This is a genomic window from uncultured Massilia sp., from assembly GCF_913773735.1.
GTDB lineage: Bacteria > Pseudomonadota > Gammaproteobacteria > Burkholderiales > Burkholderiaceae_D > Telluria.
Genome location: NZ_CAJYEB010000023.1, coordinates 286,422 through 297,750, shown reverse-complemented (window position 1 = coordinate 297,750; position 11,329 = coordinate 286,422). Strand labels below are relative to the sequence as shown.

The window sequence follows — 11,329 nt, the reverse complement described above, 5'->3', positions numbered from 1 at the left end:
GGCTCAGTTTGCCCCGCTGTCCACGTCCCGCAACGGCGCCACCTCGGCGCCGAGCGCCTCCAGTCCGGCCCGCATGTCGGCGTAGGCCGCCTCCACCGGCGCGGGCGCGCCCTTGACGCCGAGTTCGATGTGGCGCCGGGTGACGGCGTCGCCGACGCTGGGCAGGCTGAACACGCGTACGCCCGGATGGCGCGCCTCCAGCGCCTCCATCAGCGGCGTCAGCACCGACTCGGCCTGGCCATACACCAGCACGGCCCGTTCGGCGTGCGCCTCCCGGTGGAAGCGGTCGGCGTACAGGGTGTCGAGCACCCAGGCGATCATCGGCCAGGCCATCACGGGAAAGCCCGGCACGAAGTGGTGGCGCGCGACGGAAAAGCCCGGGATCTTGTTGTACGGGTTCGGGATCAGGCTGGCGCCCGCGGGGAATTCGGCCATCTTCAGGCGCTGCAGGTTGTCCGGCGCCGCCAGGTCGGCCTCGACGCCGGCCTCGCGCGCCGTGTCGCGGATGCGCTCCTCGACCAGCAGCCGTCCCTGCGGATGCAGCGCCAGCGGCACGCCGAGCGCCGCCGCCGCGCACTGGCGCGTGTGGTCGTCCGGCGTGGCGCCGATGCCGCCGCAGCAGAACACGACGTCGCGCGATGCGAACGTGCGCTTCAGCAGCGCCGTGATGCGCGCCGGCTCGTCGCCGACCACCTCGGCCCAGGACAGGCGCAGGCCGCGTTCGCGCAGCAGCGCGATGACCTTGGGCAGGTGCTTGTCGCTGCGCTTGCCGGACAGGATCTCGTCGCCGACGATGACGAGGCCGAATGCCGTGCTCTCCATGCTGCTTCCCTTCCCGCGATGATGTGGACGATGCAGTGTGACACGAAGCGCCCCGCCCCGCCGCACCGCTACATCCCGCCACAACTGGCGACAAAGCGCCGACAAATGCGCGCAAGACCGCGACAGGTGCCCGCTCCTAGAATCGGGCGGGCCCATTGCGGGCGCACGCCGCGCCCGGCGCGGCGATCGAACAAGACGAACGAAACGAACAGAGAGAGGGAATTCATGATGCAAGCAAGAGCAGGCCGGGCGGCCGTCGCCGCCTTCGCCATCGCGGCGCTGGTCGCCGGTTGCGGCGGTTCGGACGATCCGGTGACGCCGCCGGCGGCCACGGTGCCGCAACCCGTCGTGGCCACCAAGGCCGACGTGGTGGCCCGCACCGCCGGCGGCATCGGCGGCGTGGCGCTGACCGGTACCGGCGCCTGGCTGTCGGTGTCGAACTCCAGCGTCGCCGACAGCGGCGTGTTCAAGACCACCCTGCCCCTGCAGGCCACCTCGACCTGGTCGGGCGTGCTGATGGGCGATTGCGGCCTGGCCCGCGAGGAAGGCGGCATGCCGTCGCGCACGCCGGGCCTGCGCGCCCTCGACTCCGGACTGTGGCTGTTCCAGACCTGGGCCGACAAGGGTCCCGATGCGCGCCCCGAGCACGCGCTGTGCTCCCTGGCCGCCGACGGCAGCGGCTTCGTCCCGCGCGACGCCGGCCTGAAGGTCTGCCACGGCGAATTCTGCTCGACGCTGTCCCCGGGCGAACTGAAGCAGGTCGGCAACGTCCTGTACACCAGCGCCGGCGGCGGCAAGAACGTGTTCGCCTCGAACGACAAGGGCGCCACCTGGCACGTGCTGACCGGCGAATTCGACGAGATGTTCTGCTACCAGGGCACCTTCGAGGTGGTCGACGGCCGCCTCATCATCGGCGGCGAGTGCCCGCTCGACATGGCCTACATGGAGTCCTACCAGCTCGGCGCCGACGGCATATCGCTGGCCTCGCCGGCCCCCACCGCGCTCACCGTGCCGAACCTGGGCAACCGCAACGTCCAGTTCATCAAGGCGCTGGGCGCCAAGCGCGTGTTCGCCGGCGTCGAAGGCGGCCTGCTGCGCAGCGAGGACGGCGGCCGCTCGTTCAAGTTCGTGATCGAGAACCCGATCGAGGGCGGCACCGGCAACTACCCGTACATCCGCCACGTGCTGGCGCTGGCCAAGCAGCCCGACACCATCGTCGTGGCCGGCTTCGACAAGGGCACCGGCAAGCCCTACATGGCGTGGTCGGCCGACGGCGGCACCAAGTGGACCGACATCTCGTCCCTGCTGCCGGGCTATGCGCGCGACCTGGACGCCACCTCGGCCGCGATGGTGACGTCGATCGTGGAAGACGCGCAGGGCCGCATCGTCGCCACCGTCAACGAGCAGGAAGGCGCCCAGGGCCGCGTGGTGCTGGTCACCCTCGGCACGCCGGGACAGTAACCGTCACGGCGCGGGCACGGCGTCGACGTCGGCGCCGGCCCGCAGGTCGGCCAGGGCCTGCAGGCAGAAGTACTGGAACCACAGCCCGGTGAAGATGAAGATCAGCAGGTACAGCCAGATCGACAGCACCGCCAGCACCGGGAACAGCACCACCGACAGCAGCGCGCCGCCGATCCACACCACGCCCGGCAGCGCGCCGAGCAGGCCGGAGACGGTGCCGATCAAGAGCAGTTCGCGGCGGCGCGATCGCACGATGGCGCGCCGCTCCTCCAGGCTGGCGTGGATCGACAGCGCGTCGTAGCTCATCACGCGCGCCGTCAGCCAGCCCCAGATCGCCGCCTGCACCACCAGCGCCAGCGGCGCCAGCGCGTACAGCGGCAGCGTCACGATCCACAGCAGCGCGAACACCAGGATGCCCGACAGGTTCACGCCCAGGCTGCCCAGGAAGCTGCCGCCCTCCCTGCGCTCCAGCTGCGGGAACTGCACGCGGCTGACGTGGCGCGCGATGGCCGGCATCGCGCCCACGCCGATGAACAGCAGCGAGGTGACGATCATCAGCGGCAGCAGCGCCAGCATCGCCACCAGCGGCACGACCAGCGTCTTCAGGAACCCCAGTCCCAGCGTGGCCAGGATGCCGCCGCTGGTCCGGTACAGGTCGTGCTCGAAGAACAGGCCCTGCAGCCAGTCCAGCAGCGGCTGGAAGCCGGCGTACAGCAGGCTGCCCCACAGGGCCAGCGACAGCAGCAGCGGCACGATCGACAGCAGCAGCATGCGGCTGGAGAACTGCGAGCGCAACGCGCGCCCGTAGGCGATGGCGACCGGGCGCATCATGAGGCGCGGCGCCGGCTGAATTCGACCATGCGCACGAGGCCCAGCCACTGCTGGCGCCAGAAGCCGCGGCCGTAGTCGCGGCCCGGGCGCACGCTGCCGTCGGCATCGACCTTCTCGAACTGGTCGCGCACGCCGGTGCGGTGGAACGTCGTGTCGAAGTTCGCGGTGCGGAACACCAGGTCCCAGACCGGCAGCAGCACGCCGAAATTGCAGCCGCCGACGTCGCGCCCCCGCGACTCGTGGCCGATCCCCACCGCGTGGTGGGTGCGGTGGAAGCGCGGCGAGACCAGCAGGCGCTCGCCGAGCCGGCCGAAGTGGATGCGCACGTTCGCGTGCTGCAGGCTCTGCAGCGCGCGCGAGACCGACACCAGCAGCACGTACTGGCCCGGCGCCACGCCGATCGCCAGCGCGATGATCGCCAGGTAGACGTCGCGCAGCACGTCGTCCAGCAGGTGGTTGCGGTCGTCGCTCCACAGGTTCATGTCCTGCTGGCTGTGGTGCAGGCTGTGCAGTCCCCACCACCAGCGGAACCTGTGCTGGCCGCGGTGGAACCAGTAATCGAAGAAGTCGAGCACGACCAGGTACAGCAGGAAGCTGGCCAACGGCGGCATGCCGGACGCCAGCGACTCCAGGTTGAACGGGTGCACGCCCTCCATGCGCAGCGCGCCGGCGACGTGGTCCATGATGGGGTCGAGCGTGAAGAACACCGCCATCGTGAAGAAGCCCAGGCGGTGGATCAGCGTGTAGACGAAGTCGTTCCAGCGCGCGCGCCGGTCGGCGATCGGCTGGGCCGGCAGCGCGGCCTCCAGCGGGCGCAGCACCAGGTACAGGACGACCACCTCGACGGCGCCGGCGAGGAACCACTCGACGCCCTCGAAGGCATCCTCGGCATACTCGCCCAGGCCGGTGAAGAACAGGAAGGGTTCGACGACGGCTTCGAACAGCCATCCCTGCAGGAAGGAAAACCAATCGAGAAAGTGCTGGATCATGGCGCTGCTGACGGAAAATTAAGGTTCGGGTGGCCGGGGCTGGCCCGCGCGGTAGGCCGGGTGCTCGCGCAGTGTAGCGAAACAGAAGCCTTTCTGCTCGAGTCCCGCGATCAGCGGCTCGAGGTTGGCCGGCATCCATGGATCCTTGCGCGACCAGATGCCCATGTGGGCCATGACGATGTCGCCGTCCTTCAGCCCGGCCAGCATGCGCCGCAGCAGCACGGCGTTCGGATGGGCCTCGCTCGCGGTCTCGTCGCCCGAGAAGCCGGCCGGCGACCAGCCCACGTGGCGGTAGCCGCAACTGGCCGCCGCCGCCAGCACGTTCGGCGAGGTATGGCCGCCGGGCGCGCGGAACCAGGGGTCGAGGCCGCGGCCGGTCAGTTCGCGGAAGCGCGCGTCGACGCGGCGCAACTCGGCGCAGTAGTCCTGCGCGCTCCAGCTTTCCACCTTGCCGGCGTCCTTGCCGAACTGCGGCTTGACGCGCATGCGCCCGCCCTTGTCGTCGGCGCGCCAGTACACGTGGTCGAAGGTATGGCTGCCGAAGGCATGGCCCTCGGCCACGCGCGCCTTCCAGAAATCCGCCCAGGACGGGTCGAGCGACCAGTCGCCGCGCACCGTCTTCTCGTTGGCGAGGAAGAAGGTGGCCTTGATGTGGTGGCGGCGCAGCGTGTCGGCGATCAGCCCGGCCTGCGACTGGCTGCCGGTGTCGAAGGTGAGGTAGACCGTTCCCTTGCAGGCGTCGGCAGCCTGCGCAGGGACGATCGAGGCCGCCAGCAGCAGCGCCGCCGCGGCCCGGGCGGGCCGCGCGCCCATCACATGCGCGGCGCCGCGTTGGCGAAGAACACGCCGTGCGGCGAGCGGCCCACCGGGATCTGCTTGATGACCTTGCGGCTGGCGACGTCGACCACCGCCACCTTCTTGATCCAGCGCTGGGTCACCCACAGGGTCTTGCCGTCGGCCGACAGCTCCATGCAGTCCGGGCCGCCGGGCACCGGGATCATGCCGACGTTTTCCAGCGTGACCTGGTCGATGATGTTGATCGAGTTCTGCACGCGGTTCGACACGAAGATGCGGCGGCCGTCGCCGAGCGCGCGGAAGTTGTGGGCGCCGTCGCCGGTCTTGATGCGCTTGACGGTCTTTTGCGTGCGCCAGTCGATCACCTCGACGTAGTTGCTGCCCATGATGCCGACCAGCAGGTACTTGTCGTCCGGGGTCATGGCGATGCCGGCCGGAAGCTTGCCGACCGGGATCGTCCACTTGACGGTCTGGGTCTTGAGGTCGATGCCGCTGACCTGGTCGCTGCCCTGCTGGGTCACGAAGGCCATCGTGCTGTTGGCGTCGAAGGCGATGTGGCTGGGCATGCGCGCCAGCGGCAGGCGCTTGCTGAGCAGCAGGTTGGCGCCGTCGTACTTGTAGATGTCGACGCGGTCCAGGCGCAGCGAGGCCGAGACGAACCACTTCTGGTCGGGCGTGAAGCCGATCTGGTACGGGTCGAGCACGTCGGTCAGGCGGCGCTGGACCTTGCCGGTCCTGGCGTCGAGGAAGATCAGCTCGTTGCCCATCGAGCTGGCCACGATCACCGACTTGTTGTCCGGCGTGGCCATCAGGTGGTGCGGTTCCTTGCCGACCGCGAAGGTGCCGGCATCGGCGCCGGTGGCCTGGTCGATCAGCTGGACGGTGGCGTCGCGCGAATTCAGCACCACGACCACGTTCGCATGGGCGGCCTGGACGGCGGACAGGAGGCAGAAACCGGTGAGGACGGACTTACTGAGACGGCGCAGCATGGCGGGACACGATCCGGAAGGAAGAAAACCTTATTCTACGGGGAAACCCGCCGCCGCCGCAGGGTAACCGACAGGAATGCGGGGGTTTCGGCGCACGCCCGCAACACAGTGGACAGGACGTCAATGGCAGATTGACAGGCCATGCACTACAATCGCCCTTCACTCAGATCAAGAAGGAACCACCATGTCCATCACCACCACGAATTCCGGCCTGCAATACGAAGACACCGTCGTCGGCAGCGGCGCCGAAGCCAAGGCCGGCAGCTACGTGACCGTGCACTACACGGGCTGGCTGCAGAACGACGACGGCAGCGCCGGCGCCAAGTTCGATTCGAGCAAAGACCGCAACGATCCGTTCCAGTTCCCGCTGGGCGCCGGCCACGTGATCCGCGGCTGGGACGAAGGCGTGCAGGGCATGAAGGTCGGCGGCGCGCGCCGCCTGGTCATCCCGGCCAGCCTGGGCTACGGCGCGCGCGGCGCCGGCGGCGTGATTCCGCCGAACGCGACCCTCATTTTCGACGTCGAACTGCTGGACGTCTAAGCGTTTCACGGGGTGCGCACCCCGCGGCTTCGTTCCACACCGGGGTCAGAGCCCCTCGAAAAGCAACACCGGCCTCTGACCCTCCCGTCCCGCCACCTGAGCGATCCCTCTAAAATCCCCCCGAATCGGGCGTGATTCGCGGCACGATGCGCTAAGATGCGCGAAGTATTGCCATCCAGGCATTTTTACACGCACCGAAGGAGTCACCATGAGTTTGCAAGACCAGTTCGCCCAGGCCCAGATCGATTCGAAGAACCTGCAGGAGCGTCCGGACAACATGACGCTGCTGAAGATCTATGCGCTGTACAAGCAGGGCGCCAACGGCGACGTCGGCGGCGAGCGTCCCGGCTTCACCGACATGGTCGGCCGCGCCAAGTACGACGCCTGGGCCGCGCTGCAGGGCACGTCGCAGGAAGACGCGATGCAGCAGTACGTCGACCTGATCGACGACCTGAAGAACCAGTAATCCCCGCCCGCCGGAGGCCGCCGCGGAACGTGCGGGAAGGCGCGGCGCCGCAACGCCGCCATGCGCTTGTCGCGACGGCCCCCTCAGGCCGCGAACGTCTTGCGCATGCTGTCCGCGACCTTCTGCTCGATCATCGGCGCGAAGGCCTGCATCATGAAGCCGAGCTTGATGTGCACCGCGGCCTGCCGCTCGCCCAGCATGAGCATGCCTTCCACGCCGCTGCGCTCGAAGCGCAGCACGTCCCCGTCCCACCTGCACTGCAGGCCGTACTCCCCGGCCAGCTTGTCGGCGACCCGCTGCGCCGCGGCGCGCGCCGCCGGCTGGTCCAGGCCATGCTGCTGGGTGATGCTGATGTCCGCCATCCCGGTGTCCTTCCGAATCGAATTGAAAAGCCCGCCATGATGCCAGTTCGGGCGCCTTGATGCCAAGCAATTGACTCAAGTCAATGCCCAACCCCGGCAAGCGGCGACCATGCCTTGTCCCCCCGAGGAGAAGCCCATGGAATCCCCTGCCATCCCGCCGGACACGCCGGCATCCGTTCCCCTCTCGCGCCCCCGGCCGCCGGTCGGCTTCGTGCCCACGCCCAGCGCGCCCTACCGCCAGCACCGCAAGGCCGCGCAACTCCTCGACCAGCCCGGCCGGCCGCGTCCCGCCGGCGACGCCGGCCCGGGCCGGTCTGCCGGCCCCGCCGCCTCCCCGGCCGAGCAGGCCGACCAGGGCGGGGCGGGAACGGACGCCGACGTGCCCCTGCCGTATGCCTTCGGCGCGCGCGTGCTGATGTGGAAGCAGGACCCGTCGGTGACCGAGATCGGCACGCGCCGCGCCTTCCTGCCCGGCGTCGTGCTGGCCGGGCCGCGCGACGCCCGCATCGCCGTCGCGGGCGACGCCGGCCTGCCGCCGGTCGAGCCGAACGCCTTCGGCGACTTCGTGACCATGCCCGACACCCCGCAGTTCGACGCCGTGCACACCTTCGCCGTGGTGCGCCAGACGCTCACCATGTACCAGCGCGCCCTGTCCTCGGCCGACGCCGCCATGCCGCTGCCCTGGCAGTGGAACAGCAGCACCGACACGACGACGCTGCAGGTCTGGCCCTACGGCCTGCCGAACGTGATGAACGCCTTCTACAGCCGCACGCAGGCGTGCCTGAAGTTCGGCGACTTCGTCCCGTCCGGCGAGAGCGCGCGGGTGTACACCTGCCGCTCGTTCGACATCGTGGCCCACGAGACCGGCCATGCGGTGCTGGACGGCCTCAAGCCGCAATGGCTGATGGCCGACCAGCCCCCCCAGACCGGCGGCCTGCACGAGGCGTTCGGCGACCTCACCGCGATCTTCCTGGCGCTGTCCCAGCTCGACCAGTGCGAGGCCGTGGTCGCCCAGACCAAGGCGCGCCTGCACGACAAGACTTTTCTCTCCGACATCGCCGAGCAGTTCGGCCTGGCCCTGGGCAGCACCACCGGCCTGCGCAATGCCGACAACGACCTGACGCTGTCCCAGGCCGGCACCGAGGTGCACGCGATCTCGCAGGTGTTCACCGGCGCCGTCTACGACATCCTGGCCGACGTGTTCGCCTTCGAGCGCCGGCCCGAGCGCGAGGATTGCGCCGGCGTGCTGCACCGGGTGGCGGCCTGGCTGCGCGGCCTGGTGCTGCGCGCGCTGATCGCCGCGCCGGACACGGCCGCCAGCTACGCCGACGTCGCCAACGGCATGCTGCGCATCGCCGTGGAGGACGGCAAGCCGCCCGCATATGCCGGCTTCATCCGCGAGCGCTTCGTCCAGCGCGAGGTGCTCGATCCCGCCAGCGGTGCGGCGGCCGGCGCGCCCTCCGCCGCGCCGGCCGGCAACCCGGCCGCCGTGCGCCTGGCGCCGCTGGTCTGCGACGCCCCCGGCGCGCGCCAGGACCGGCGCGCCTGCTGCGGCACGATGAACCTGGCCGAGTACTACGCTGTCGAACGGCTGCTGGACCGCGAAGCCCGGGCGCTGGCCGCGTGGTGCGCGCAGCACGGCCGCCTGGGGCCGGCCGGCGCGCAGGCTGCCGGCGCCGCCGTGGCCGCGCTGGCCAGCGTGGCGCTGGCGGCCGCGCGCGACGGCACCGTTGCCGTGGACGCCACCACCGCGGACGTCACCACCGTGGACGGCGCCGCCGTCGCGACGGATGGCGGCATACGATGACCCTGTACGATGCGCGCGACGACGAGCGCGCCGAGGAGACCCCGATGAAGATCACGGCCCGGTCCGGTGGCGGCTTCGCCGGCGCCAGCCGGCGCGTCGAACTCGATACCGCCCGCCGCCCCGACGGCCGGGCGATCGAGGCGCTGCTGGACGAACTCGACTTCTTCGCGGCGGCGCCGGCCTGCGCCGTCGGCGCCGACCTGCGGCGCTGGGAGATCACGGCCGACGACGGCCGGCGTTGTCATACCGTCATATTGACGGAGGACGGCTTGCCGGATGCCGTTCGCGGCGCCGGCTGGCAAGCGCTGCTCGCGCACCTGCGCGACGCCTGAACGGCCGGCGCGCGCGCCCCGCCGCTGCCCGATTTTGCGGCAGCCCCTGCCTGCCTGGACAAATTTGCTTATGTGTATTGTGTATAAGTCGGATTTGTCGTAGAAGCCGAATTGCCCTAAAATACAGTGCTTTGCCGCGTCCGGCGAGCCTTCCTGCGCGCACACGCCGCCGCTCCCACTCTGATTGATAGGACTGTTATGACCCACGTTGTCACCGAATCGTGCATCCGTTGTCGCTATACCGATTGCGTGGATGTATGCCCGGTAGATTGTTTCCGGGAAGGCCCGAACTTCCTCGCCATCGACCCGGACGAGTGCATCGACTGCGCCGTCTGCGTGGCCGAGTGCCCGGTGAACGCGATCTACGCGGAAGAGGACGTGCCGTCGGACCAGCAGCAGTTCATCAAGCTCAACGCCGACCTGGCGCGCCACTGGCCGTCGATCACGAAAACCAAGCCGGCGCTGCCCGACGCGGAAGCGTGGAAAGACGTCAAGGACAAGCTGGACCAACTGGCCCGCTGAACAATCTTTGATCGAATCAACCGATCCTACACAGTCCCGGGTTCGCATGACACCGTAGCGAGCGGCGGCGGCAGTGGCCGGAAAGCGCAGCCGTACCCCTGTGCGGCGCGCCGCGCGGGTCCGCTGCCGCAACGCGCGGTCGGTTTCAGGCGATCCCCTCATACAGGAAGTCAAGCATGACAATCAGTGCCACCCCCGAAGCGGGCACCATCGCGCCCAACAGCTCCTTTGCCGGCGCCATCGAAGCCGATGCCGTGATCATCGGCGCGGGCCCGGTCGGCCTGTTCCAGGTGTTCGAACTGGGCCTGCTGGAAATCAAGGCCCACGTGATCGATTCGCTGCCTGCCGTCGGCGGCCAGTGCGTGGAACTGTATCCGGACAAGCCGATCTACGACATCCCGGCCGTGCCCGTCTGCACCGGCCAGGAACTGACCGACAACCTGCTCAAGCAGATCGAGCCGTTCGACCCGACCTTCCACCTGGGCCAGGAAGTGACCACCGTGCAGCGCCGCGAAGACCAGCGCTTCAACGTCGAGACCTCGACCGGCACCCGCTTCGTCACCAAGACCATCTTCATCGCCGCCGGCGTGGGCTCCTTCCAGGCGCGCCCGATCAAGGTCGAAGGCATCGAGAAGTTCGAGAACGCGCAGCTGTTCTACCGCGTCAAGGATCCGAGCCTGTTCGACGGCAAGAACCTGGTCATCTGCGGCGGCGGCGACTCCGCGCTGGACTGGGCCCTGAACTTCGTCGGCAAGGCCGAATCGGTGGTGCTGGTGCACCGTCGCGACGAATTCCGCGCCGCCCCGGCCTCGGTCGCCAAGATGAAGCAACTGTGCGACGAGTACGAGATGCAGCTGATTACCGGCCAGGTCACCGGCTACGACGAGAAGGACGGCAAGCTGTCCGAAGTCAAGGTGACCGGCGCCGACGGCGTCACCCGCCGCGTGCCGCTGGACATGCTGATGGTCTTCTTCGGCCTGTCGCCGAAGCTGGGTCCGATCGCCGAATGGGGCCTGGACATCGAGCGCAAGCAGCTCAAGGTGATGGACACCGAGAAGTTCGAGACCAACGTGCCGGGCATCTTCGCCGTGGGCGACATCAACACCTACCCGGGCAAGAAGAAGCTGATCCTGTCGGGCTTCCACGAAGCCGCGCTGGCCGCCTTCGGCGCCGCGCCGTACATCTTCCCGGACAAGAAGATCCACATGCAGTACACGACGACCTCGCCGAAACTGCACAAGATCCTGGGCGTCGAGACGCCGCAGTTCGACTGATCCGGACAGCTGAGCTTGCCGTTCCGTAACGGCGAACCCACGAACATGCCCCGCCCGCGCGGGGCATTTTTCTTATGTAGTGCACTTAACGAACCGGCCCCGGGGAACTGTGATACTAATGTTGCATTGCACTATTGG

The 11,329-nt window shown here is 69.0% G+C and carries 13 protein-coding genes; 7 read left to right on the top strand and 6 right to left on the bottom strand.

The genetic code is table 11. The annotated features are described in order from the left end of the window. Positions 1-3: 3 nt before the first annotated feature. On the bottom strand, positions 4-822 hold the full coding sequence (locus QZ749_RS11085; RefSeq protein ID WP_296946561.1) for a molybdopterin-binding protein: 819 nt from the start codon (positions 820-822) through the stop codon (positions 4-6). 225 nt (positions 823-1,047) lie between these two features. On the opposite strand from QZ749_RS11085, the gene QZ749_RS11080 reads away from it, so the two are divergent. Next, positions 1,048-2,283, top strand: coding sequence for a hypothetical protein (locus QZ749_RS11080; RefSeq protein WP_296946560.1), 1,236 nt, complete (start codon positions 1,048-1,050; stop codon positions 2,281-2,283). 3 nt (positions 2,284-2,286) lie between these two features. Here the strand turns inward: QZ749_RS11080 and QZ749_RS11075 are convergent, their stop codons facing one another. The 4 genes from QZ749_RS11075 to QZ749_RS11060 are packed head-to-tail and all read right to left on the bottom strand — an operon-like array spanning position 2,287 to position 5,887. Beyond that, positions 2,287-3,114 (bottom strand): EI24 domain-containing protein, encoded by an 828-nt coding sequence (locus QZ749_RS11075; RefSeq protein WP_307726660.1) that lies wholly within the window; start codon positions 3,112-3,114, stop codon positions 2,287-2,289. Beyond that, positions 3,111-4,103, bottom strand: coding sequence for a sterol desaturase family protein (locus QZ749_RS11070; RefSeq protein WP_296946559.1), 993 nt, complete (start codon positions 4,101-4,103; stop codon positions 3,111-3,113). Before QZ749_RS11070 ends, QZ749_RS11075 begins: the two co-directional genes overlap by 4 nt. 18 nt (positions 4,104-4,121) lie before the next feature. Beyond that, positions 4,122-4,916 (bottom strand): polysaccharide deacetylase family protein, encoded by a 795-nt coding sequence (locus QZ749_RS11065; protein ID WP_296946557.1) that lies wholly within the window; start codon positions 4,914-4,916, stop codon positions 4,122-4,124. Next, positions 4,916-5,887 (bottom strand): cytochrome D1 domain-containing protein, encoded by a 972-nt coding sequence (locus tag QZ749_RS11060; protein WP_296946556.1) that lies wholly within the window; start codon positions 5,885-5,887, stop codon positions 4,916-4,918. Before QZ749_RS11060 ends, QZ749_RS11065 begins: the two co-directional genes overlap by 1 nt. 184 nt (positions 5,888-6,071) lie before the next feature. On the opposite strand from QZ749_RS11060, the gene QZ749_RS11055 reads away from it, so the two are divergent. Both QZ749_RS11055 and QZ749_RS11050 read left to right on the top strand, forming a co-directional pair. Continuing rightward, positions 6,072-6,428 carry an FKBP-type peptidyl-prolyl cis-trans isomerase gene (locus QZ749_RS11055; protein ID WP_296946554.1) on the top strand — a complete coding sequence of 119 codons (357 nt, stop codon included), beginning with the start codon at positions 6,072-6,074 and terminating at the stop codon, positions 6,426-6,428. 208 nt (positions 6,429-6,636) lie between these two features. After that, positions 6,637-6,894: an acyl-CoA-binding protein gene (locus QZ749_RS11050; protein WP_296946552.1), complete on the top strand. Its 258-nt coding sequence runs from the start codon at positions 6,637-6,639 to the stop codon at positions 6,892-6,894. An 83-nt stretch (positions 6,895-6,977) separates the two neighbouring features. On the opposite strand, the gene QZ749_RS11045 is transcribed toward QZ749_RS11050, so the two are convergent. Then, positions 6,978-7,256 carry a polyhydroxyalkanoic acid system family protein gene (locus QZ749_RS11045; protein ID WP_296946550.1) on the bottom strand — a complete coding sequence of 93 codons (279 nt, stop codon included), beginning with the start codon at positions 7,254-7,256 and terminating at the stop codon, positions 6,978-6,980. A 136-nt stretch (positions 7,257-7,392) separates the two neighbouring features. Between QZ749_RS11045 and QZ749_RS11040 the strand changes: the two genes are divergently transcribed. From QZ749_RS11040 to QZ749_RS11025, 4 genes are all read left to right on the top strand, one after another. Next, positions 7,393-9,063 (top strand): hypothetical protein, encoded by a 1,671-nt coding sequence (locus QZ749_RS11040; RefSeq protein WP_296946548.1) that lies wholly within the window; start codon positions 7,393-7,395, stop codon positions 9,061-9,063. Then, on the top strand, positions 9,060-9,395 hold the full coding sequence (locus QZ749_RS11035; protein ID WP_296946545.1) for a protealysin inhibitor emfourin: 336 nt from the start codon (positions 9,060-9,062) through the stop codon (positions 9,393-9,395). The genes QZ749_RS11040 and QZ749_RS11035 overlap by 4 nt, the downstream gene beginning before the upstream one ends. Before the next feature lie 198 nt (positions 9,396-9,593). Continuing rightward, on the top strand, positions 9,594-9,917 hold the full coding sequence (gene fdxA / locus QZ749_RS11030; RefSeq protein ID WP_296946544.1) for a ferredoxin FdxA: 324 nt from the start codon (positions 9,594-9,596) through the stop codon (positions 9,915-9,917). A gap of 176 nt (positions 9,918-10,093) precedes the next feature. Next, positions 10,094-11,191, top strand: coding sequence for an NAD(P)/FAD-dependent oxidoreductase (locus QZ749_RS11025; RefSeq protein WP_296946543.1), 1,098 nt, complete (start codon positions 10,094-10,096; stop codon positions 11,189-11,191). Positions 11,192-11,329 lie beyond the last annotated feature (138 nt).